Annotated in this window: 22 protein-coding genes and 4 pseudogenes; 17 read left to right on the forward strand and 9 right to left on the reverse strand. The window is 48.6% G+C overall.

The annotated features are described in order from the left end of the window. Positions 1-197: 197 nt before the first annotated feature. Entirely contained in the window at positions 198-545 is a 348-nt protein-coding gene (locus AC6IB1_RS00720; protein ID WP_497566490.1) for an MFS transporter, read from the reverse strand. A gap of 119 nt (positions 546-664) precedes the next feature. Continuing rightward, positions 665-964 carry a 4'-phosphopantetheinyl transferase superfamily protein gene (locus AC6IB1_RS00725; protein WP_497566491.1) on the reverse strand — a complete coding sequence of 100 codons (300 nt, stop codon included), beginning with the start codon at positions 962-964 and terminating at the stop codon, positions 665-667. 247 nt (positions 965-1,211) lie between these two features. Here AC6IB1_RS00725 and istA point away from each other — a divergent pair, with 247 nt between their 5' ends. Next, positions 1,212-2,735 carry an IS21 family transposase gene (istA, locus tag AC6IB1_RS00730; RefSeq protein ID WP_497566251.1) on the forward strand — a complete coding sequence of 508 codons (1,524 nt, stop codon included), beginning with the start codon at positions 1,212-1,214 and terminating at the stop codon, positions 2,733-2,735. A gap of 11 nt (positions 2,736-2,746) precedes the next feature. Then, positions 2,747-3,490: an IS21-like element helper ATPase IstB gene (istB, locus tag AC6IB1_RS00735; RefSeq protein WP_497566252.1), complete on the forward strand. Its 744-nt coding sequence runs from the start codon at positions 2,747-2,749 to the stop codon at positions 3,488-3,490. Positions 3,491-3,749: 259 nt separating this feature from the next. Here the strand turns inward: istB and AC6IB1_RS00740 are convergent. Beyond that, a pseudogene (locus AC6IB1_RS00740) lies at positions 3,750-3,986 on the reverse strand (carboxypeptidase); the annotation flags it as partial. Positions 3,987-4,573: 587 nt separating this feature from the next. Between AC6IB1_RS00740 and phnC the strand changes: the two are divergent. From phnC to AC6IB1_RS00795, 11 genes and pseudogenes are all read left to right on the forward strand, one after another. Next, positions 4,574-5,412 (forward strand): annotated as a pseudogene (phnC, locus tag AC6IB1_RS00745) (phosphonate ABC transporter ATP-binding protein). Between the two features lie 27 nt (positions 5,413-5,439). After that, the gene (gene phnD, locus AC6IB1_RS00750; protein ID WP_497566675.1) at positions 5,440-6,438 is read left to right on the forward strand and encodes a phosphonate ABC transporter substrate-binding protein; all 999 of its coding nucleotides are present in this window, start codon (positions 5,440-5,442) and stop codon (positions 6,436-6,438) included. Further along, a pseudogene (gene phnE / locus AC6IB1_RS00755) lies at positions 6,434-7,015 on the forward strand (phosphonate ABC transporter, permease protein PhnE); the annotation flags it as partial. The gene phnD and the pseudogene phnE, both read left to right, overlap by 5 nt. An 88-nt stretch (positions 7,016-7,103) precedes the next feature. Further along, complete coding sequence (locus tag AC6IB1_RS00760; protein ID WP_497566492.1) at positions 7,104-8,525, forward strand: IS1182 family transposase; 1,422 nt, start codon at positions 7,104-7,106, stop codon at positions 8,523-8,525. A 168-nt stretch (positions 8,526-8,693) separates the two neighbouring features. Next, positions 8,694-9,389, forward strand: coding sequence for a phosphonate metabolism transcriptional regulator PhnF (gene phnF / locus AC6IB1_RS00765; RefSeq protein ID WP_497566493.1), 696 nt, complete (start codon positions 8,694-8,696; stop codon positions 9,387-9,389). Beyond that, positions 9,390-9,842, forward strand: coding sequence for a phosphonate C-P lyase system protein PhnG (gene phnG, locus AC6IB1_RS00770; protein WP_497566494.1), 453 nt, complete (start codon positions 9,390-9,392; stop codon positions 9,840-9,842). Continuing rightward, positions 9,839-10,462: a phosphonate C-P lyase system protein PhnH gene (phnH, locus tag AC6IB1_RS00775; RefSeq protein WP_497566495.1), complete on the forward strand. Its 624-nt coding sequence runs from the start codon at positions 9,839-9,841 to the stop codon at positions 10,460-10,462. The genes phnG and phnH overlap by 4 nt, the downstream gene beginning before the upstream one ends. 42 nt (positions 10,463-10,504) lie before the next feature. Then, entirely contained in the window at positions 10,505-11,536 is a 1,032-nt protein-coding gene (locus AC6IB1_RS00780) for an IS630 family transposase (protein WP_497566496.1), read from the forward strand. Positions 11,537-12,163: 627 nt separating this feature from the next. Continuing rightward, complete coding sequence (locus AC6IB1_RS00785) at positions 12,164-13,519, forward strand: sigma 54-interacting transcriptional regulator (RefSeq protein WP_497566497.1); 1,356 nt, start codon at positions 12,164-12,166, stop codon at positions 13,517-13,519. 240 nt (positions 13,520-13,759) lie between these two features. Beyond that, positions 13,760-14,074: a hypothetical protein gene (locus AC6IB1_RS00790; protein ID WP_497566498.1), complete on the forward strand. Its 315-nt coding sequence runs from the start codon at positions 13,760-13,762 to the stop codon at positions 14,072-14,074. A 129-nt stretch (positions 14,075-14,203) separates the two neighbouring features. After that, entirely contained in the window at positions 14,204-14,911 is a 708-nt protein-coding gene (locus tag AC6IB1_RS00795) for a UTRA domain-containing protein (protein ID WP_497566499.1), read from the forward strand. On the opposite strand, the gene AC6IB1_RS00800 is transcribed toward AC6IB1_RS00795, so the two are convergent. Beyond that, positions 14,898-16,112 carry a glycosyltransferase gene (locus AC6IB1_RS00800; RefSeq protein ID WP_497566500.1) on the reverse strand — a complete coding sequence of 405 codons (1,215 nt, stop codon included), beginning with the start codon at positions 16,110-16,112 and terminating at the stop codon, positions 14,898-14,900. The genes AC6IB1_RS00795 and AC6IB1_RS00800 overlap by 14 nt on opposite strands. A 453-nt stretch (positions 16,113-16,565) precedes the next feature. On the opposite strand from AC6IB1_RS00800, the gene AC6IB1_RS00805 reads away from it, so the two are divergent. Beyond that, complete coding sequence (locus AC6IB1_RS00805; protein WP_497566501.1) at positions 16,566-16,913, forward strand: hypothetical protein; 348 nt, start codon at positions 16,566-16,568, stop codon at positions 16,911-16,913. Between the two features lie 55 nt (positions 16,914-16,968). Here the strand turns inward: AC6IB1_RS00805 and arsJ are convergent, their stop codons facing one another. Together arsJ and AC6IB1_RS00815 are read right to left on the reverse strand one after the other, a co-directional pair. Further along, entirely contained in the window at positions 16,969-18,186 is a 1,218-nt protein-coding gene (gene arsJ, locus AC6IB1_RS00810; protein WP_497566502.1) for an organoarsenical effux MFS transporter ArsJ, read from the reverse strand. 13 nt (positions 18,187-18,199) lie between these two features. Further along, positions 18,200-19,213 (reverse strand): ArsJ-associated glyceraldehyde-3-phosphate dehydrogenase, encoded by a 1,014-nt coding sequence (locus tag AC6IB1_RS00815; RefSeq protein ID WP_497566503.1) that lies wholly within the window; start codon positions 19,211-19,213, stop codon positions 18,200-18,202. A gap of 449 nt (positions 19,214-19,662) precedes the next feature. Here AC6IB1_RS00815 and AC6IB1_RS00820 point away from each other — a divergent pair, with 449 nt between their 5' ends. The 3 genes and pseudogenes from AC6IB1_RS00820 to AC6IB1_RS00830 all read left to right on the forward strand — a co-directional run. After that, entirely contained in the window at positions 19,663-20,031 is a 369-nt protein-coding gene (locus AC6IB1_RS00820; RefSeq protein ID WP_497566504.1) for an NADH:ubiquinone oxidoreductase, read from the forward strand. A 154-nt stretch (positions 20,032-20,185) separates the two neighbouring features. Beyond that, entirely contained in the window at positions 20,186-20,620 is a 435-nt protein-coding gene (locus AC6IB1_RS00825; RefSeq protein WP_497566505.1) for a hypothetical protein, read from the forward strand. 197 nt (positions 20,621-20,817) lie between these two features. Further along, a pseudogene (locus tag AC6IB1_RS00830) lies at positions 20,818-21,561 on the forward strand (sensor domain-containing diguanylate cyclase); the annotation flags it as partial. Between the two features lie 159 nt (positions 21,562-21,720). Here AC6IB1_RS00830 and AC6IB1_RS00835 read toward each other — a convergent pair. From AC6IB1_RS00835 to AC6IB1_RS00845, 3 genes are all read right to left on the reverse strand, one after another. After that, a complete protein-coding gene (locus tag AC6IB1_RS00835) occupies positions 21,721-22,296 on the reverse strand; it encodes a DUF6151 family protein (protein WP_497566676.1) in 576 nt (191 codons plus the stop codon). 220 nt (positions 22,297-22,516) lie between these two features. Further along, positions 22,517-22,837, reverse strand: coding sequence for a N(4)-acetylcytidine aminohydrolase (yqfB, locus tag AC6IB1_RS00840; RefSeq protein WP_497566506.1), 321 nt, complete (start codon positions 22,835-22,837; stop codon positions 22,517-22,519). Positions 22,838-22,937: 100 nt separating this feature from the next. After that, positions 22,938-23,564 (reverse strand): LysE family transporter, encoded by a 627-nt coding sequence (locus AC6IB1_RS00845; RefSeq protein ID WP_497566507.1) that lies wholly within the window; start codon positions 23,562-23,564, stop codon positions 22,938-22,940. Between the last annotated feature and the right edge of the window lie 96 nt (positions 23,565-23,660).

Genomic DNA, 23,660 nt, shown 5'->3' on the forward strand with positions numbered 1-23,660 from the left:
CCTGACAGCGGATCGCAGGTGATCCGCTGTTCTCTAGTTGTTGACCTCTAATGGTCCTGACGTCTCATCCAGACATGGAAAAAGGGTGAGCCAAACGTGGCTTAAAACCTGGTGCCATTTAGCTTCTAACCAACGAGGAAAATGTGATTGCCTCGCAAGCTGCTGATAGGAGTAACTGTCCCGTAATGAGGCACGGGCTAGAACAGCACAACATCCAGCGGGCCTTGAAGAAAACGGCCCCAAAGTAATAAGGAGAAATTATCAATACCAGTGACAGTAAGGGTTAAACCAGCGATAGAGATAGCGATACCGATCAATAGAATCGGTTTTCTGCCAATCGCATCTGAAAGAGGACCATAAAAAAGCTGTGAGGGACCAAACCCCAAGAGATAGTAAGAGATAAGAAGTTGGACTTGCTCTGCATTCAAGGAAAACTGCTGGGCAATAGAAGGCAATGCGGGGAACAAAAGTCCCACGCTCAACTGGCCAATACTGACAATGAGGCAGGCCAATAATACAGGACGAAGGGAAAGTTTATCTGACATTAACGGGCTCCTTAGAGGTGCATTATCACCGCAAAGGAATGAACGTATTTAAAATTTCGCGGCAGGAGTTTCTTTCCATAATGGAATGAATCTCGTTTTACCGCTAATGGCGAACTTAGTTATTGCAAGACAAAGGTAATCACTGCGTCCTCAAGGAAGATATAGTGACAGTGAAAAACATATCCTTTTTCTAAAGGATCCGCCAAAGGTTGGCTCAACGTTATTGTGATTTTATCTTTAGTGATAGAGGTGACAGAGGAGGTTTCAAATCCTATCACTCGATTGATGTATGGGTAGATTGCCTTAAAGACACTTTCTTTCGCGGAAAAAATGAGCGTGGTCTTCTGAGCGTCGGTTAAAGACGTACCATCAAGTAGCGCGTATTCGCTTTCTTTGGTAATCATGGTTCGAATGCTCATTTCGCTCTCGCCTTTCACTGCGTATTCCGGCCGGATCTGAACAGTAATTCCGGAAACACTTGAACACCTATTCTGGAATCATTTGAACTCTGATTCCGGATTTATTTAGTACAGTTTTGTGCTCATTTCCGGAATCGGTGTTCAAGTACACCGGAATTTTCTCAACGCATTGAAATAACAATTAATTTGATAACTTAACCACTGACTTTTCGTTGGCGAGTGAGGGGTAGGTTTGAAAAGGATCACAATGCGTAAAATCAGAGAGGTTTTAAGGCTGCATTTCTCGGCAGGATTGAGTATCCGAGAGATCCACCGCAGCACCAAAGTCAGTGTCGGTAGTATTCAAACACTGCTCAGCAAAGCCAAGAGCATGAACTTATCCTGGCCACTGCCGGGTGAACTGGATGATGCGCAGTTGGCCCGCTGCTTTTATCCGCAAGCCGATACCCGCCATGCCAAGCGATTCCAAGAGCCGGATTGGGCAGACTTACGTAAGCAACTAAGCCGTAAGGGCGTGACGAAGCTGCTGTTGTGGGAGGAATACACTCAGCAATACCCCAACCGCTGTTACAGTTATTCCCAGTTCTGCGACCGCTATCTGCACTGGCTGAAGAAACAGCGCCGCTCCATGCGTCAGCATCACCGGGCAGGTGACGTCTTGTTCGTCGATTACGCAGGGCAAACCATGCCTGTTGTGAATCCACAGACTGGCGAGATCCGGCACGCCCAAATCTTCGTGGCGGCCATGGGAGCGAGCAGCTATTACTTCGCCGAAGCGACCTGGACGCAAGGTATACAAGACTGGCTGGGCAGCCACGTTCGGGCCTTTGACTATCTCGGTGGCGTCCCCACTATGGTGGTGCCGGACAACTTAAAAAGTGCCGTCACCAAAGCCTGTAAAAGCGACCCAGATATCAACCCGGCCTATCAGCAACTGGCGGCTCACTATGATACGGCCATCGTGCCGGCCAGACCGTATAAGCCGAAGGATAAAGCCAAGGCCGAAGTGGGTGTACAAATCATTGAGCGCTGGATATTAGCCCGGCTTCGCCATCACACTTTCTTCTCACTGTATGAGCTGAATCAGTGCATCAGCGCGTTACTGATAGAAGTAAACAGTAAGCCCTTCAAACAAATGGCTGGAACCCGTCAGCAGTGGTTCGACGAACTGGATAAACCCGCCTTAAAACCGCTACCGTGTCATGCCTATGAATACACTGACATCCGCCAGGCTAAAGTGAACATTGATTACCATGTGCAGTATGAGAGCCATCTTTACTCAGTACCGCATCAACTGGTTGGTGAGCGGGTTGAGCTTCACGCGAAGCCGCGCTTAGTGCAAATCTACTTCCAGGGTAAATGCGTTGCCAGCCACCCCCGTAATGACCGCTACGGGTTTACCACTACACCGCAGCACATGCCTGTACAGCACCAGCATTACCACAAAGTCAGTGAGGGCAGTCTGATGAACTGGGCGAAGGACATCGGCGATGACGTGCTTGTCTGGGTAAAAGCGCAGCTTAAACGCAAACCGCATCCACAGCAGGCGTTCCGCGTCTGTCTGGGCGCATTGCGATTAGCCAGCCAGTATCCACCGCAGCGGCTCAATACCGCCTGTAAACTGGCTAATCAACATCAGCTCTATCGCCTGCAACAGCTCAAAGACATCTTAAACAGTAATCAGGACAAGCTCATCAGTGAATCCAGCCAGGAAACACTGACACTCCCTCAGCACCACGAAAATATCCGTGGCCCACAGAGCTTCCATTAAGGAGAAAACCCATGGTAAACACCACACTCTCCCAACTGCACCAACTCAAACTGAGTGGCATGGCAAAAGCATTGAGCCAGCAACTCGAACAACCGGGCCAGTATCAGGACCTCTGCTTCGCTGAGCGGCTGCAACTGCTGGCCGACCAGGAAATCCATGAACGGGATAACCGTAAACAACAGCGCCTGCTCAGACAGGCCCAACTAAAACTTGCGGCAACCGCCCAGGACATCGATTATCAGCACCCGCGCGGCCTGCAAAAAAGTGTCATGACAGGGTTGCTTCAATGCGACTGGCTACAGCGGCAGCAAAACCTGTTACTGACCGGGCCATGCGGCACCGGGAAAACCTATATCGCCTGTGCGCTTGCTAACACCGCCTGCCTGAAAGGCTACACGGTGAAATACTACCGGGTGAGTCGTCTGCTCATGGAACTCACCCAGGCCAAAGCCGATGGCACTTACAGCAAGAAGCTGAAAAGCCTGGCTAAACTCAACCTGCTCATCCTGGACGACTGGGGACTAGAACCGCTAAAAGCCGCGCAGCGCAACGACCTGATGGAGATCATGGATGACCGCCATGGCAGTAGCTCAACCCTCCTCATCAGCCAACTCCCCACCGACCAATGGTATCAATCCATCGGTGATAACACGTTGGCCGATGCCATCCTCGATCGCCTGATGCACAATGCACACCGGATAAAACTGAAAGGAGAGTCAATGAGGAAAATACTGGCGACCGTTGACGCCACTTGAACACTTAAGTTAAAAATCGGTTAGCCAACGATGCGTTGATCTGAGGTGTTCAAATAAAACCGGAATGGCTGTTCAAGTAAATCGGAATACGCACTTTCACTATGTCTTCAACATCAATCCCTACAAAATCCAAGTGTTCTTGCCATGTCACTAGGCTAACAGCAAGTGAACCGCAGTGAGAGATAGACCCCCTCACGTTAGGTGGAAAGCAGGGATATCCGTCATCGCGTCTTTCGAGTTGCTCGACGCTTACCCCTATTTGTTTGAAATACTCGGGATTCAGCGGTTCACCCGTTGCTTGAATCACGAGTTCATCCGTTGTCAGCGTTGAGCCTTTCGACCAGATATTTTCTTCCAACCACGCACTGATTGGCGCGATATCCAGTGCTTCAATACACCCATCCACATCTACCGTTTTGCGCATCGCAGCCATAAATTGAGCGGCATACATAGCCCCTAAAGTGTAACTTGGGAAGTACCCGATCATTCCTTCGGTCTAATGGATATCTTTCAACTTCTTCAAAGATAACCTGGCTACATCTATGTGTGATCTGCGTAACGCTTTTGGGCATTTCTCGCTAACTTGTCGAGTGCACATACTTAATGTCCCGCTTATTCATGCCATACGAATAGAAATCCAACCAACGAAGAGTTCGTTATCGTATCGCAGGCGATGGAACTGGTTCAGAACCTGTAATAATTGAGATATTTAATCAATAAGCCACTGATTATAAGTGGTTTTTTTATGATTTAGTTTTAATTTTAGCAAAAACTAAATCTATAGCAAGGCATCCCTTTTAATCGGTGATTGGCTATTCACGTCATGTTGCTTGGGTATGTCCAATCCCAGATAAATTGATGGTGGATAAAGTACGTGATGCTTCTATAATTAATCAGTTGTCTAGACATGTCTCTGAACATATCTAGATCTCTTCCAACCAATCTCTTTGAGAGCGCCATTCCCGGGTTTTTAGACCTGTTTCTACGTGTATAGCACGGTCACAGTGTTGACACGTTGTCGTTATGAAAACGACACAAACAGACCACACGATAGGGACACCACATAACGAGGTTCCCTGAAACATGGATAGCATCATCGAAGTGAATGGTCTGACGAAGACGTTTGGAAAAAACAAAGCGCTTGATCAGATCAACCTCAAAATCCAACACAAAGAAATGGCGGCGCTACTTGGGCCTTCCGGCTCAGGAAAATCAACGCTGCTTCGCCATTTGAGCGGGCTGGTTTTCTCAGATAAAAACCCTGATGGACATATCCAAGTGCTTGGTAAAACCGTGCAAAGTCAGGGGCGTGCTTCTGGTCAGGTCCGTGACTGCCGGGCTCAGTTAGGTTACATCTTCCAGCAATTTAATCTGGTTAACCGCTTGTCAGTCATGACCAATGTACTGATTGGTGCACTTAACTACACACCTTTCTGGCGCACACTTACTGGAAACTTCACCAAACAACAGAAAGAAGATGCCATGGCTGCGCTTGAACGTGTCGGCATGCAAAACTTCGCCCATCAGCGAGTCTCTACGCTTTCCGGTGGCCAGCAACAACGTGTGGCCATCGCGAGGGCACTGATGCAAAAAGCCCGCATCATTTTCGCCGATGAGCCTATCGCTTCTCTGGATCCGGAATCTTCCCGCATCGTGATGGAGCTTCTTAGCGATATCAACCAACGTGAGGGCATCCCAGTGATCGTCACGCTTCATCAGGTCGATCACGCCCTTAAATACTGCCAACACGTTGTCGCATTGCGCGATGGCAAGATCTTCTATTAGAGAAAGTGCAGCAATCGATAAGCGCACTGGCTGAGCTCTATGGCCGTAAATCTGACATGACACAGGAAGTCGGGATAGTCGGTATGGATGAACAACCGGCTGCTGTGAAAAAAGCAGCACTTTCTTTCATCAGCTAAACCGTTAACACACAAAGCACGATGATGATGTTACGAGCACTACGCACAATCACCTGTGGATTTGGCATGCTGGCTGCGGCTATCACGGCGCCAGCTTTTGCCGATGACAAAATGGACACGCTGAACTTCGGTATAATTTCGACCGAATCCCAGCAAAACCTCAAATCGGTGTGGAACCCGTTCCTAGACGATATGAGCAAAAAACTGGGCATGGAAGTGAAAGCCTATTTTGCCCCTGGCTATGCGGGCATCATACAGGGCATGCGTTTCAACAAAGTTGACGTTGCATGGTTTGGTAACAAATCAGCGATGGAAGCGGTTGACCGTTCAGGTGGTGAAATCTTCGCGCAAACGGTTGATGCAGAAGGTAACCCCGGTTACTGGAGTTTGCTGGTAACTCACAAAGACAGCCCTATCAACAGCGTTGAAGACGTGATTGCCAACCGTAGCAAACTGGCTTTCGGTAATGGCGATCCAAACTCAACGTCAGGCTTCCTGGTGCCTTCTTACTACGTGTTCGCAAAAAACAACATCCAACCGACCGATTTCAAGCGCACCTTGAATTCTAGCCACGAAGTGAGCCTGTTCGCTGTCGCCAACAAACAGGTGGATGTGGCGACGAACAACACGGAAAACCTGCGTCGTTTCGAACGTAACAATCCAGAAAAATTCAAAGAGATCAAAGTGATTTGGCAATCGCCGTTGATCCCTTCTGACCCCATCGTATGGCGCAAGAACTTGCCAGAAAACGTGAAAAAAGACATTTACAGCTTTTTCATGAACTACGGTACAGCCGGTGATGCGCAGGAAATGGCCATTCTGAAAGGTCTGGAGTGGGCACCGTTCAAACCATCAAGCGATCTGCAACTGCTCCCTATCCGTCAACTGGCACTGTACAAACAACTCAACGGCCTGAGCAGCCAGAACACGCTTTCTGATAAGCAAGCCGCTGAGTTGGCAAATATCAAGAACTTGCTGGCTGCTCTGAACCGCCAAATGAGCGCACTGGAAGCTTTATGTCGATGAAACCCTGATCACTATCCAAATCGCGATTTGGGGCACCGTGCTTTCTGTCTTTCTTTCCATTCCATTTGGTCTGCTTTGCGCTGAAAACATCGTGCCTTGGTGGGTCTACCAGCCGATGCGCCGTTTGATGGATACCGCCCGTGCTATCAACGAAATGGTTTTCGCCATGTTATTTGTTGTCGCGGTTGGGCTTGGGCCTTTCGCTGGGGTATTGGCACTGTTTGTTCACACCACGGGTGTGCTGGCTAAGCTGTTCTCAGGAGCGGTCGAAGCCATTGATATCGGCCCAGTAGAAGGCGTGCGGGCAACCGGCGCCAACAAGATTGAAGAAGTGATGTACGGTGTGTTGCCTCAGGTACTGCCGCTGTGGATTTCTTTCACCCTATATTGGTTCGAATCGAATGTTCGTTCAGCCACCGTTGTTGGCATGGTCGGTGCGGGAGGAATTGGCGTGATGCTTTGGGAGGCGATTCGTGGATTCCAGTTTCAACAGACCGCCGCCATCATGCTGATCGTGATCGTAACCGTCAGCCTGATTGACTTTGCATCTCAGTATATTCGCAAGATGTTTATTTAACATCCCCAGACTGCTGACAAAGCCCTGGCCATTTGGCTGGGGCTTTGATCTAATAAGGGATAAGCAAATCAATCATGGATGTGGTGACATGCTTAAAGACCCTGGCCCTCAGCAATATGAATTCGAGATGGTGACACTCGAACAGTTGGTTCCCAAAAACCATCTTGTTCGCAAAATCGATGCTGCCGTCGACTTTGAGTTTATCCGCGACGAAGTCGCCCATCTCTACTGCCACAACAATGGCCGTCCTGCGATAGACCCCGTTCGCCTGTTCAAAATCCTGCTCCTAGGCTTCCTCTTCGGTGTTAAAAGTGAACGCCAGCTCGTCAAAGATATCGAGGTCAACGTCGCTTACCGCTGGTTCCTTCGCATGTCGCTAACCGAAAAGGTGATTGATGCGTCCACCTTGAGCCAGAACCGCCGCCGTCGCTTCAACGATACCGACGTGTTCGAGCGCATCTTCATCCGCATCGTCGAGCAGGCGATGAACAAAGGCATGGTCGAGGGACGCGTCTTATTTACCGACAGCACTCACCTGAAAGCCAATGCCAACAAGCGTAAATACCGTAACGAACTGGTGAAACAAAACGTCAGTGCTTATGCCGAGCTGTTAGATGAAGCGGTTGACGCTGACCGTGCAGCAGAAGGAAAACGCCCACTCAAACCGAAAGATGGTCACATTGAGAAAAACACCAAAGTCAGCACCACCGACCCAGACAGCGGGTTCATGACACGGGACCAAAAACCACAGGGCTTCTTCTACCTTGACCATCGCACCGTCGACGGCAAACACGGCATCATCCTCGACACCCATGTCACGCCAGGCAATGTGAATGACGCCCAACCGTATATCGCCCGTCTGGATACCACGTTAGCGCGCTTTACGCTCTCGCCTGTTGCCGCCGGGCTTGATGCCGGTTACTTCACCGCGACTATCTGCCATGAACTGGAGCAGCGCCAAATGCTGCCGGTGATGGGATACCGCCGGCCGCACCGTACGAAGAATCCTATCAAGAAAAAGCACTTTCATTACGACAAAGAGACGGACCGCTATCTCTGTCCTCAGGGACAGGAGCTGGTTTACAAGACCACCAACCGTCAGGCATACCGCGAGTATCACTCTGACCCACAGATATGCAAAACCTGTCCGCTGCGCGATGATTGCACCAAGAGCAAGAATCACAAACGGGTGATAACCCGGCACCTGTTCGAGAAATCGGTAGAGAATGCCAATGCCTTGAGGCTGACAGCCTGGGGAAAGAAAGTGTACCGACGACGGGCAGAGACGGTGGAGCGAAGCTTCGCAGATGCCAAACAACATCATGGCCATCGCTATGCGAGGTTCCGTGGTCTGTTGAAAGTACAAATCCAATGCTGGTTGGCGGCAGCAGCGCAAAACATCAAGAAGATAGCCTTACTGGAGGCTTATCTTCGCAAAATCGGGCTCAATACACGGCAAATAGTCCAGATAGTGACGCAATTTAGCGTCTATGGGCTAAAAGCAGCCTGAACATAACAATATGGAAAAATAGCGCGATCGCGGCCTTCGGCCACTAACAAAAGAAAACCCCGCTTGAAAAAGCGGGGTTAGTCAGCAATCTGAAGATGTTTATTTAACATCCCGGCTTTTTATTTCACCCAACTTGTCTAGATAACCTAAAAGGTAAAGGGATAAACCATGCGCGTGTATTTAGATATCGCCAGACATCTCGAACAGGAAGTTCGCAACCACTTTCAGGTGGGAGATTACCTGCCGCCTGAATCCAGGTTGGCCAAGAGATATGACGTAAACCGTCACACGGTGAGGCGTGCTATCGACGAACTGGTGTTCACAGGTCTCATCGAGCGCCAGCAGGGGCGCGGCAATATGGTGGTCAGTCAACCTTATGATTACCCGCTTCACTCCGGCGCACATTTCACTGATAACTTGTTAGAGCAGGGCAGCTTGCCTACCAGTCAGGTGATCAGCCGTGGCCTCGTGGCGGCAAACGGGAAAATGGCGGACATGTTTGGTATCGGGCTGGAATCGAAAATCATCAAGCTTCGCACCCTTCGCAAGATTAACTGTATGTCAGCCAGTGTGATCGATCACTACCTTGCTGATCTTGCATGGTGGCCGGTGGTGAAGCATTTCGAAGTCGGCTCCCTGCATGCCTTTCTCAAAGACAAGTTGGATGTTCACCTCACCCGCAAAAGTACAAGACTCAGAGCCATGATGCCGAAAAAGACCGATTGTCGGTTACTTCAACTGTCTGGCAAGACACCCATCATGGTGTTTAAAACCATCAACGTGATTACAGGAACCGACCGGATCGTGGAGTTTTCGTCATCCCATACACGTTCTGATCTGGTTGAAATTGTTTTGGAGCACTGAATGGAACAGGAACAACAAACACCGCGTCAACGCTGGATGTCAGTTCTCGCCAGAACGGATACCAATGCCTTGATAACGCACTGGGAAAAGCTTGCTCTGAGGCCGCAATACCAACGGGTTCGCGCGCCGGAAATAGGCTTGGCACAGGTCCGAGCCCGCATGGGAGGAACGGGTAATGCTTTCAATCTCGGTGATGTCACTATCACCCGGGCTGTCGTTCGGTTGGAAAGTGGCGAGTTGGGTTACAGCTACGTCACAGGAAGAAACAAACAGCATGCAGAACTTGCTGCTGTGATCGATGCGTTGATGCAAACCGCTGCACACGATGTATTACAACACGCCCTGATATTGCCCCTCGCGGCAGAAAAAGCAGAACAAGAACAGTTGCGTGCAAGAGAAGTGGCAACCAGTAAAGTCGACTTTTTCACCATGGTAAGGGGAGAGGATGAATGAACAAGATAACGGCAGGGTTTGATTCACCCGTGCATGATACGCAGCAGGTGTTCCGAAAGCTGATGGAGGCAATGTCCCGTCCGGGCAAACGTGTTTCGCTCGATCATTCAGCCCAGTTTGGCTCGGCGAGCAGCGCGGCAACACAGGTATTACTGACGCTGGCTGACAATACAACCCGCTTATGGCTATCCCGCCTTTTTAGCGCCGATGAAGCCTTGATTGAGAACGTTCGTTTCCATTGTGCTGCACCTGTCACCTTAGAGAAATCACAGGCGGCGTTTGCCTTAATAAAGGGTGATGAACAGGAGCGTTTTAAAAGCTTTTCATTCGGTGATGAGATTTATCCTGACAGAAGCACCACGCTGATTTTGGATGTTGGCGGTTTTGATAGCGGGTTGGCATTTTCACTCACGGGGCCAGGCATCAAGGCGACTGAAAAATTGTCGGTAAAAGGGCTGAGCAGCACGTTGTTGGCATCCCTCATCGCTCACCGCGGCGTGTTTCCCCAAGGGATCGACATTTTACTCACAGCGGGCAATGACGTGGCCGCGATACCACGTTCAACAGAACTGACACTGATTAGCAAGGAGGCCGCATGTATGTATACCCGTGATCATTGAAGATGCTTGATTTTCATCGGTATGAGGATCATGCTACGCCCCATGAAAGTGACTCTGACCTACAAGCAAAAACATGAACTCGAAAACCAGCACGATAAAACGCGTGATGGTCGAGTGCGTGACCGTATTAAAGCGGTACTGCTTGCTTCTGAAGGTTGGAGTACTGCCATGATTTCTCAAGCCTTGCGTATTCACGAAACCACCGTTCTCCGTCACCTTCACGATTACGCGCAGTCCGAGAAACTCAAACCTGAAAATGGTGGGTCCAGCAGTGGCTTATCGGCTTCACAGACGATGGCGCTCATCGAGCACTTAACAGAGGTGACCTATCACCATACTCACCAGATTGTTGCCTATGTTCTGGCGCAATTCGGCGTCTGCTATACCGTCGCTGGCATGAACAAGTGGCTGCATCACCACGGTTTTAGCTATAAAAAGCCTAAAGGTGTCCCTCACAGGTTTGATGAGGCTAAACAGCAAGAATTTGTCGAAGCCTACAAGGCACTTAAGTCGAGCTGCGGCAAAGAGGAAACTATCCTGTTCATGGATGCGGTTCATCCCACTCAGGCCACCAAACTCTCTCATGGCTGGATACGTACTGGGCAGGACAAAGCGATTGAAACCACGGGAAGCCGCAGTCGCCTCAACATAGTGGGTGCATTAAATCTCTCTGAGATTGGCCGCACTGTTATCGATAATTACGAGAGCATCAACAGCGAAAACATCGTTAGGTTTTTGTGTAAGCTGAGAGAAAGCTACCCACTGACGCATAAGCTCCACCTCATTTTGGATGGTGCAGGGTATCACCGAAGCGACTTAGTAAAAGACGCCGCCTTTGTGCTGAATATCGAGCTTCACTATTTACCGCCCTACAGTCCCAACCTCAATCCGATAGAACGGCTTTGGAAAGTGATGAACGAGCAGGTAAGGAACAATGTCTACTTCAAAAGTAAACGGGATTTTGAAGCGGCTATTGGCCGATTTTTCACTGTGATCCTTCCACAAATCGCAGGCTCTTTAGCGTCTCGTATAAATGATAATTTTCAAGTGCTCAATCCTGCATCTTCAAGTTGAATGGGTATATGTCAGTGAGAGTGAAAGTTGCCGCTAAATATCGACACGTTTGAACATATTCCCGCATATCTTCCCGTTGTTGAATTCAGAGAATGTGACTACAAAATAAGAATTAACCGTATTTCCTACCTTTATCAGACATACCCAATAGTCATCCTGCTAGAGTATCCCACGAACCAGTGAATGTTAGGTGGCTTGCCTGATGTCGGCTCCTGTGCACCAGCACTGACCGGAAGGGTGATAACGATAAAAACGAAAGCCTGAGGTCTCTGACTGTCTTTTGGTTTGGTAACGTGTTGTCACTGGGTAGTTTTCCGTGTTTTAGATGTGCAGCAAATGACGAGTAGCCAATGGCTATTGTTTTTCAGGGTGAGTGAATGCTGCGCAAACCCGTTAGAAAACACCGTGACTATAAAAGATTCATCAAGGTACTGAACAACTGTCAGGCGATGAGTTCGCTCCCAATAGCCGACAGTGAAGTTTGGGTTGTCCGTTGGATCAGTCATGCCAATACAGGCAATAAACACAGTTCCCGTGTTGCTTCTTGTACCCGGTTGCAAACTGGGTACAAGATAAGTGGTTTGAGGCAATTTTAATACACGGTGTGAATACCCAAAGGGGAGATACATGGTTGATACCGAGCTAACCCTGACTGGCAAACGTCAGGACGCATTGCTTATTATTGATGATAACCCAGCGTCACAAAAACAATTAAGCCACGCTTTAGAAAGTGAAATGTCAATTATAACGGCTCCACCAGATAGCGTGTCTTCAGCGCTAAACCAAGTATTAACGTCAGTGGTGGTTGTGGGCCAGACCAATGCCACTTCACTGTCTCTGGTCAAAGAAATCCTGATGCTTTCGCCACGAACCAAGGTAGTGATGGTGATTGATAAAGAAAAGGGTAGCGATCCGACACTTGCGTTAGAGGCAGGGGCTTTCGATATCATTGAGCGACCTTTCAGTGATGATCTGCTGCGGATGATAGTAAAAAGGTCCAGATACATTGCAAAGCTGGAAATTGACATTGGGCGCCTTAAAGCCTTTGAGCGGCAGCAACGTCTAATATTGGGTGGCAGTGCCCCTATGGTACAGACCCTAAAAATGGTAGATCGTGTAGCCAGTACCGATGTAAGTACTTTAATTTATGGCGAAAGCGGAACGGGTAAAGCATTGCTAGCCCGGGCGATACATGATCGCAGCGGCCGAAGCGACAAGCCATTCGTAACAGTCAATTGCGCTTCCATTCCTGAAGACTTGCTTGATAGTGAGCTGTTTGGTATCGAAAAAGGGAATTTTGGCTCGCGCCAGGTGAAGGTTGGCAAGATTGAAACAGCGCAGGAGGGGACACTGTTTCTGGATGAGGTGGGGGATATGCCTCCTGCTATTCAGGCAAAAGTACTGCGGTTTCTGCAAGAGCGCGTGGTTGATCGCATAGCAGGCCAGCGCGCGATTCCCGTTGATGTTAAAGTAGTGGCAGCGACTCATCAAGAGTTGAATCACCGTGCAGGTGATCGTCGATTTCGGGAAGATCTTTTGCATTTGCTCGGCGAAGTGACGATCAATATTCCACCGCTTCGCGAACGCGGGGATGACACTCTCTTGCTGGCGAAAACCTTTTTACTCCAGTTTAATGAAAGTTTAAGCCGTAATCTGGCTGGGTTCACAGAAGATGCTATTGAAGCCTTACTGTCTTATTCTTGGCCTGGAAATGTGCGCGAGTTGCAGAACAAAGTGCAGTCCGCTGTGATCATGGCCGATGGTACCCAAATCAGTGCTGTGGATTTGGCGCTGACAAAAGAACACCGTAAAGACTGTGGGTTGTCCATAAACCTTAGGCAGGTACGGGAAGAGGCAGAACGTCATGCCGTTACACGTGCTTTGGAGCGTGCGGAAGGCAACATGTCCCAGACTGCCAATCTGCTGGGGGTTTCACGTCCAACACTGTATACCCTGATAGAAAAATATACTCTCCAGCGCTAGGTTCTGTTGACCTTTTGTGGTCAGGAATAACCTCAAAAGGTCAACAGATTCTCGTTCTTTCCGTTTGAAGTAGTTCTTGTGTTCCGGATGGGTTGGAGTCTCTCCATCTTGATATTGCGACACTAAGGTAATTAACCATAAATATAGTGTGGAAAAAGAAATCAGCATGTACAGTTAAACAGTTGCTTGTTGTGATTATGCAAGTGTCATCTTCAGTTTTCGGGCAGCGGAGTAGTAACGATGAGAGTGACAGAACTGATAGATAATAATCTGGTGCTGAAGGCTGATGTGGATGTGTGTCTTGCCGAAAACTTTTCGCTTGAGGTTTGCAGTTATGAATCTGGCGATCAGATGGTGCTTTTTAGCCCCAACACCGGTGATGTGATGGTGTGTGACAGTGCCACCGGTGTCTTCCTGTCTCTTCTTGAGAAAAACCTTTCATTGGGAGCGGCATTGTCAGCGTTGTCTGTTTGTGAGCCGGAATATGCCCGTAACCTGCTAAAAGAGTTGGAGCGCATGGAAATCCTCTCCCTTACTGGTGTGCGCTGGCGTTAGGCAACTGCCCAACATTTCCTGACATTCGACATGTTCACGTTTTCACGTTGTTTTGGGATCAACGGCTGTAATCTCCCGGTGACTGAGGTATGCTTGGCTCCTTATTTTGGGAAATAAGAGCGGCGTTGCTTGCAGTACATCAAAATCACCGATGCCATTCGCGAACAAATTTCTAGTGGCCAGTTGGCCGCAGGTACCAAACTGCCTTCGGAAAGAAAGCTTGCTGAAGCATTTAAAACAACACGGGTGACACTCCGTGAAGCTCTGTCATTGTTGGAGACCGATGGACTGATTTTTCGTGAAGATCGGCGGGGCTGGTTTGTTTCCCACCGACCTCTCAAGATAAACCTTTCCGCTTCCCTCGATTTTTCTGCATGTGCCCTTGCCCAAAGGCGGCACCCGTCTATCAATGTGATTGCGTCAGAAAGCATGATGGCGAATAAAGAAAGCTGTCAGTTGCTATCGTTGCCACCGTTTTCCGATGTGTATCGTGTTGTTCGCCTACACAGTATTGACGGTCGGCCAGTCATGCTTGCAGAACACGTGATCCGGGCTGATCGTGTCCCCAATCTTCTGCAACATGATTTGGATGGGGAGTTACTGCCGCTTTACCAGTCAGCGTGGCAATTGCAGTTTGCCAAATCGCGCTACATTGTAAATTCCACTACGTTTGATCACAGTGTTGCCTTGGCGATACGTTCTACCGCTGGTGCCCCCGCCCTAAAAATTACCCGGGTGAATATCGATGACACAGATACTGCGCAAGAAGTGGTTTTTGAATATTGGAGAAGCAGTGCGATAGAGCTGGAGATCGAATCAACCTTTATTCGTGAGTAACCCACTGCTTGCGCAGCACGGTGGCAGTCCCAGACGGTTCCATAACTTCTTTCTTTTTGGCCCGCGTATAGAGCGCCCGGTACCGGAGACGGTATTCATGATGGCTATGTTTTTCTATGACGTATCGCCGTGAAGCCTGGCCGAGCCGCATTCGTTGATGGTCATTCTCATACAGAGTCAAGAGTTGGTATTGCATCAAGCTAGCGTCGTAGTCGGTTGGCCACAACAGTGGATCATCGTCGATACATTCACTGTCATCATCTCGTTGACTGATAACGGGCAATCCCATCGACATGGCTTCAAGCAATGAAACCGGTGTGTGCCCTTTTTCTCCCAAACTGACTATGGCATCAATATGGTGGTAAAAACGGTCGTAGTCCGGAAAGTGATTGCAGATGCGTACACTGTTGTCGCTGACACCAGCGTGCGCAAGCGCATTTTTGTATTCGCAAAGGTGCGGGCTATTCCCCAGCAGCAGAAGCAGACAATCATGTGCAAAGCATGCAGACTGCGCCCTGGCAGCGATATATTCATCCAGAAATGCCAACACTGTTGATTTATTGGAGCTTGCCACCGGCACACCCACAACGAAGTGATGTGTCGGGATTGGTACTGTCCCGACAAAGTGATTGGAGATACCAGAATCAACTTCTCGTAGCCTGGGACAATGGCAGCGGTTGTCGATACCACTACGGATAAGCTGTGTTTTCCCTGATTCCAGCTGGGCTTTTTCGGTTAACCAGATCAGGTCGCTATCTTCGGTAGAGATCACAACATCAACTGAATGGGAGAGAAGGCGATATTTCACGTTGCGGATCGGATCCAGTGGCCACCCCGATTGGGCGCGTGTTGAATGATGGATGTGGAGTTTTAACGGAATGTTGAGTCGGTGCGCAAACCACTGCACAGGAAAAGCATGTTCGCCGTAAGTTTGGCAAATATCCGGTCTCAATACCGTTAGCGCTCTATGGCATTCCCGCATGCGGTGAATCCAAGAGCCTTTCAGTGCCAGTTCAAGGCAACTGACATCGTGGGGGAGGACCATAGACAGGGGATGGGACTTTTTCAGGACAATCAGTGTGTGCTCAAAATGCGGCTGCGGAAATTGGCGAATGTTGGCAATAACCAGTGCATTCTGCTCAGCATCTTCCAGTGAGCTGATGATATGGCAAATTTGTCGCGGTGAGGTGACAGACACCATACTGGACTCCGTGCACATGCATTTTAAGGACCCCTAATAGTTGCATGTTTATAACCCCCCGTGTTTCTGAATTCAGAGACAATCGGTGAAAAAGCCGGTTGGCGTTATAGCGTTGGTGAGCAAAAAACCCCGCCCATGCTGATGGTGATAATGCTGCGGTTGGTATTACCCTGATGCAGAATGCACGGGGTACGCATGACTTGACACTTCACCCTGCAAGTGACCATAAATATCGTTGTTTGGCCAATCTCTATAAGCGGTAGAAAAAGAGGTATGTGGGTATAGCCCGGTTTTTGAAAAATAAAAGGTACATAACGCTTTAAAAACAGCAATTTATTTCAGGTTGTGTTGTGGCGGTAATGAAATCAGCTTCTATACTGAGACTGTATATGCAATCTCGCGTCTATGCGATATCAGCATATCCGGTTTTCACATGGAATAAGAGATATCACATTGAAAACGACAAAACGAATCCGCAAATTTTTCCCCTTAGACTTCTATGGTGAAGATAGAAGCTGGCGGTTTGTGATAAGAGCATACAATACCGCAGAAGTTTTCGATGCGCTGATGTGGCGTTCTTACCTCTCAGTCCGTCGACAGGACTTTAACTTGCTGCATCTTGCAATCGAAACCTTCCAATATGTCAGTGACTACTCTGATGGTCGCGCGGCTGAGATTTCTGGGTCCCGAGGCACGCTGATGCGTGTAAAAATGTTAGGGCCGGTTGTTGAAGTCAGCGCCTTGAATAAAGCGTATCGTGAGAAACAGATCCTGGTGCAGAATTACTGTTCCGTTGCCTGACAAAACGTGAAATGAAAAAGCCGGGTTGGATTTTCCCGGCTTTTTAATGAATGGGTCAATGAACTACCGGCGTGTCTTGTAGGTTTGTCGGCAGCCAGTAACTGATGGCACTCGCCAAAGCCAACATAGCTGCAGATGCCCAAAGACAGGCAACCAGCCCGTAATCCTGATAAATCCAGCCCGAAAGCAAGGTGCCAGTCAAGCGACCCATTGCATTGGCCATGTAGTAGAAACCGACATCCATTGATACACCATCTTCCCGGGCATAGCTGACTATTAGGTAACTATGGAGTGATGAATTGACGGCAAACACAGCACCAAACACCAAAAGCCCAGTGATCAGCGAAAATGCTGGCGATATATTCTGCATCAAGGCAACGGCGATGGACGCCGGCAAAAAAGCCAGTGCACCGGCCCATGCCATGGCTGTACGCCCATCTGGAGTTTTACCGGTGATTCGCGGGGCAAAGCCTTGCACAATACCGTAACCCATCACCCAGGTGGCAAGGAAGCCGCCGACATACCAGTGCTCCCAACCGAACTGGCTGGTAAGGTAAACCGGCAGTGCGACCACAAACCAGACATCCCTGGCGCCAAATAAAAACAGCCGGGCGGCAGAAAGGACATTTACTGAGGTGCTTTTGGAAAACAGGTGGGTAAATTTAGGCTTGTTTTTAGCCTGACCCAATTCCGCGTTAAGCAATATCAGGCTCATTAGCCAAACCAGACCCAGTGCCGCCGCCATTGCCGTGACGGCACCTTGAAACCCCAGCATAGACAGCAGCATACCGCCGAAAAAGAATCCGGCGCCTTTCAGGGCATTTTTGGAGCCTGTCAATATCGCCACCCATTTATAAAGTGTGCCATCTGCATTCGCGGGCACCAGGGTTTTTACTGCACTCTTGGCACTCATCTTGTTAAGGTCTTTCGCGATTCCCGACAGTGCCTGAGCGGCCATCACCCACGCAACTGTCAGCATGCTAGCGGGAACCATCAGCATGGCAAGGGCAATGATTTGGAGTCCCAAGCCAATGTTCATTGTCCGGTTCAGGCCGATCCGAGCGCCTAACCAGCCGCCAACCAGATTGGTCACAACACCGAAAAATTCATAGAACAGGAACAGCAGTGCGATTTGCAGCGGGCTGTACCCAAGCCCATTAAAATGCAGCACCACGAGCATCCGCAATGCGCCATCGGTTAGGGTAAACGCCCAGTAGTTACCTGTGACGATCAGGTACTGTTTCATTTCCCGGGAAATGGCAGAAAACGGCATGATAAAACTGCTCCTATTGTGTGTTATCCATGCGGCCTATCATCAGTGCCAGTTCAGCGGTACGGTTAGCATAGCCCCATTCGTTGTCATACCAGACGTAGAGTTTTAACTGGGTGCCGTTGATGACCATCGTTGATAGCGCATCAATAATGCCTGAGCGTGGGTCGGTGCGGTAATCGATAGAGACCAGCGGTCGTTCTTCATAGCCAAGAATGCCATTCAGTTCGCCATCGGCTGCCTCTTTCAGCAATGCATTTACCTCTGTTTCCGTTGTCTTACGACTGAGTTCGAAAACACAGTCCGTCAGTGAGGCATTGGTCAGCGGAACACGGACAGCATGACCGTTCAGCCGGCCTTGCAGTTCCGGAAAGATGTGGGTAATCGCGGTGGCAGAGCCTGTTGTCGTCGGAATCAACGAACTGCCGCAAGCACGGGCTCGACGGAGATCTTGATGGGGGGTGTCAATAATGGTTTGTGTATTTGTAATGTCATGGATGGTCGTCATGGAACCATGGACAATGCCAAGTTTTTCATGGATCACTTTTACTACCGGGGCCAGGCAGTTAGTGGTGCAGGAAGCGGCGGTCACGATACGGTGGGCGTCTGGGTTATATTGGTCATGGTTGACACCCATGACAATGTTTAACACACCGTCTTCTTTCACCGGTGCTGTTACCACAACACGCTTCACGCCCTGTTCGAGGTAGGCATTCAGCAGGCTCTGGGTTTTCATCTGGCCGGAGGCTTCAATCACGACATCACAACCAGACCAATCGGTATCGCCAATCGCTTTGTTCTGGGTACATTGAATCACTGTATCGCCGATCACCATGTTATCACCATCAGCAACCGCTTCGTGGTGCCAGCGGCCATGAACGGAATCAAAGTTGATAAGGTGCGCCAGGGTTTCTGCATTGCCAGCTGGATCATTGATTTGAACAAATTCAACATCTGCCTGATCGAATGCTGCACGAAATGACAGACGTCCCATACGGCCGAAACCGTTAATACCTATTTTGATAGTCATAGATTTTCCTTTAAAGCGCGAATGATCAATTAAGGCGAGAACACCTATATTTGATAAATCATATATTCGATTTTTCATATGTAAAGTGAAGTATCGATGACAGCGGTGTTTTTATGGTGAGTATGGACATCGTAGTGGAGAAAGAGGTAGGGAGCGTGTAAAGAGATCTGACAGTTCACGTTAGGCAAGTATAAGTCGCATACTTTTACACCTGATTTGTAACGAGATATTTCTAAAAGTAATAAAGTAACAAGTATGTGATGTGCCTGATCGAGATTAACCTATTAATATACTGAAGAAATTTCTCTTACATCGACCTAAAGTTGTATGGTGGTGTTATGGGTTTGTAATGTCCTGTTTTTGGTGCATATCGATAAAATGTGTAAAAATAACGTCTGTTGAACAAAATACGTTTAAATTTTTCATTAATCTTGCTTATTGGAGTAAAAATGGCCTTTTTAGTGGTTATTTTTCTTTCCGTTGTCGGTGGCATTCTTGCTGGCGATCACTTCCATTCTTACATGGTAGGTTTTTCGTTGGCGACATTGGCTGTCGGCTGTTGTTACTGGCTGAGTTTCCGTCATACGAAATACCCTCAACTGGCACTCCTTCTGCTCATTTCAGGATTTGCCGCGAAGTTGGGTATTACTGTGTTTGGCGTAATGTGGAGCTTGGAACGTGAACTGATTACCTCACCACTCATCTTTGCGCTGTCGTACCTGTTCTTTTCACTGGTTGCTACTTACGGTTACTTTAAATACCGCGAGTTTTGGAACAAACGAATGGGTGCTGTTAAGAAGAAACTGCAGACGACTTAACGTGACATTGTTAGAAAAAGTAGTTTTGATCACTTCTTTTATTTTTTACCTTAAACCTTACTCATTCACATATTTTCAACGTTATTCTGCATCAGAGAAATGCTTGTCTAAACTTTGAGACATTGGATGCTCAAAGAGAGATGGCGGCATGGTTATGTCTCCCAAAAAAGTCAATGTCGTGCTGGTTATACTTACGCTGATTGTGGCGGGGATGCTGGTATTGCATAACTTTCAGCAGGCTAGACACGCAGAATATATTAATGAATCTTGGAATGACAAGTCGCTAGAAGTGATGCAAACCGCCATGGATCTTGCCGCCGTTGAGCGTTCTTTTGGTTATATTGGCTTTATTCATCACTTTAAAAACTATGTATTGCGCAGGGATGAAGTGTATTACCGGGAGGCGACAAAAGCGTACTGGGTGACCAATGATGCATTGCTCCGGTTGATCTTATCTGACTTGCCAGAACGGGATGTGAGAGATCTTATTCAGGTTCAACGCACCCTGAATGAGTATTTCCGGAAGCTTAACGATGCTTATATTCACTATGCGCTGATCTGCCAGCAAAAAAGCTCGACGCTATTGTAAGGGTTGATGACTTGGCTGCCCGTGATGCGTTGTCCAGGCTAAGAATGGATATCATCCCAAATTTAAACGACCACTATCAGGTGGCTTCACTGAGTAATGCCCGGTACGAGCAGTGGACGCTGGTAAGTACGATTATCCCCCTTATGATCATCTTCGGTTTTGCTGTCGTCATTTCCGTGGTTAGCAGAAAGGTACTGATGCGGGCAAGGGAGATTGACGTTATCTTTCAGGCATCCCCAGATGCATTTATCTATTCAGATTCGAAAGGCAATATACTTCGCTCAAACCAAATGGCATCAGACATTTTCGGTTACAGTGAGTTTGAACCGAAAAAGCTCAAAATTGAAGATTTGGTTGAACCGACTAAGCAGGAGCATCACGAAAACCTTAGGAAAGCATTTGTCAAACAAGGTGGCAGACGAATGATGGGGGGGCGTAATACGAAAATAAAAGGCGTGACCAAGTCGGGAAAACGAATTCCATTGAGTATTGCTATCTCTTCGTTTTCTTTTGAGGAACATCAGGGCAGTATCGCCATTATTCGTGACATCACTGATTTTAAACGCCTGGAATCAGATTCCATGCATGATGCTCTGACGGGGGTTTATAACCGCCGTCATATCGAAGAGCGGTTTGAGGATGAAGTAAAAAGGGCAAAGCGTTACGCAAGGACGCTTTCATTACTGGTGGTAGATCTTGATAATTTTAAAAACCTGAATGATACCGAAGGGCACCGAGCTGGAGACAAGGGATTGGTTGTAGCGGCAGAACATTTGCTTTCCCAGTTAAGAAAACATGATCACATTGGTCGCTGGGGGGGTGATGAGTTTGTTGTTATATGCCCTGAACTTGATCGAGATGACGCTATTGAGATTGCAGAACGCATTCGCCGTCAATTTGAGGCACTGCAATTCCCGTGGCATCACAAAGTGACCATGAGTATTGGTATTACTTCGCTTTCCCCCCGGCAAAGGCGTAATGACGCCGCAAGACTTATTCGAAGAGGCGGATCAGGCGCTCTATCTTGCCAAGGAGCGCGGAAGAAATCGCGTGGAGCATTTCTTCGATTTCCAGCGTCCCAAGCGGGTGAAATAGCTACCTTACCCACGTGTGACTTTTTGGTCTGGTGCCGCCACGGCTTTTCCATCATCATTGAAAAACGGGGTGGGGACGTTCGTGCCCTTAATTTTGTTTTTCAGCATAAAGCGAATGATCAGCCACAGAGACAGCAGGGAAAATTTGGGATGGGGGTGAGTCGGGGGATTGCCTTTAGCGTATTTTCCCATGACATAACATTTCACTGGCCCCAAGGCTTGCTCCTTGTTTACACCATGGATGGCGGCAGTCAGGATCCCAGCAAAAGGATGCTTACGGCTAATGGTATTGGCGATCGGCGTGCGGCAGCAGGCCGTATAAAAGCGATAGATGCCACCGGGTGTCATTCTTACACAGCGTAACTGATCCGCGCCTTTGTGAATATCGATGGCTGCCGGTGCAAGCTGAAAGATATCGGTACCGCCCCATTTATCGAGCCATTTTTGCTCATTGCCAAGGTGTTTGGCGAACCCCTGGCAATCATTGCAATAGCACACAATGTGGTTACCGGATGTCGGTGACACATGCTTCAAGGTGCCTTCTAATTCGCCACATTCGCAGCGCAGAATAAGATCAGTCATACGGCTTCTCACTTGTTTAGGTCTTTCTATTTAAACACGTCATCGGCGTTTATGTGTCTGAGATTTGATACTGGAAGAATAGACGGGGTTTTGCCTGTTTACCTCGATGCCACTACCACAGTTGTTCGAATCGGTCACCGATACCAGAAGCCCCGCCGCAGCTCCGTGTGTTGACGGCAGATAGGAGAATAATGGCCGAGATTTCTGCTGCCATGTCGATTTATGCCACCAGCGTATAGGTGATCACGTAGAACTCTTCATCGTTTGGATAGATGTTGCGGATAAGGGGCTTCAACTCTTCCAGCGGGAGAAACTCCTGCGCGGCGTGCTCTTCATTGATGTCATCGAATCCAATCTTTTCAACGGAAACGATATCAATCTGGCATACGTACTCATCTTTCTCCAGCGTGTGGACATCCACGCGGGTGCCGGGCACATAATGTCTTTCAGACTTGTCACGGATGGTGATGGTTTTCTTTCCTGATGCGACAAGTGGGGTCAGCCATTCAAAGAAGGTAATTTTAGTGGGAGCGTGATTCACAGTGAGTCCTGCAATTTTTTAAAAGTGCAGAACATTATACCCAAATAACCTGAAAATGCAGGATGTTAGCGTGTATTTTAATCAAACAGCGGCTGCGTCTTCACTCTTTCCCCAGTGCGATTTTCCCCGCCAGACCTATCAGTAACATACCGGATGACCCTTCGAGCACCCTTGAGAACCGCGTTGAGGTTGCAGAAGAAAACAGCCAGCTGCCGGCAATTGCGTAGGTAAGGTTACAAAACGTGGCCGTCAGACAGAAAACAATGCCAAGAAGCAGAAGCTGGGATTCCGGTGATGCAGCCGTGGTGTCAATAAACTGTGGCAGGAAGGAGAGAAAAAACAGGGCCACTTTGGGGTTCAAAACCGCCACCAATACACCCTGTTTGAACACATTTTTCGTGGGTGCCTGCTGGGCACTGACGGTGATTTTGGAATTGCCTGCCCAAAAGCGTCTCAGGACACTGAGGCCAAGGTAAAGCAAGTAGGCTGCGCCTAAGTATTTCACCACCATAAAAGCAACGGCGGAATTGACGATAATCGCCGAAAGGCCAAACACTGCTGCCAGTGTGTGAACAACGTAACCAACCCCCAGCCCCATGGCGGCGCGAAGCCCTATCTTCATTTTCCCCGCCATGGTATTGGAGACAATGTATACCACATCTGGTCCCGGGATCAGGTTGATGGAGAGGGAAGCCACCACAAATAGCAGCAGGGTTTGGATATCCATAATCTGTTTTTTTCCTTTTACCCCGAAGGGGGGCGAGCCTTGGGTGTTCACTTGGTTGTTACCGACCTTAGCAAAACTCACGAAAAATGATACTGC

This window comes from Grimontia sp. THUN1695, assembly GCF_059704325.2.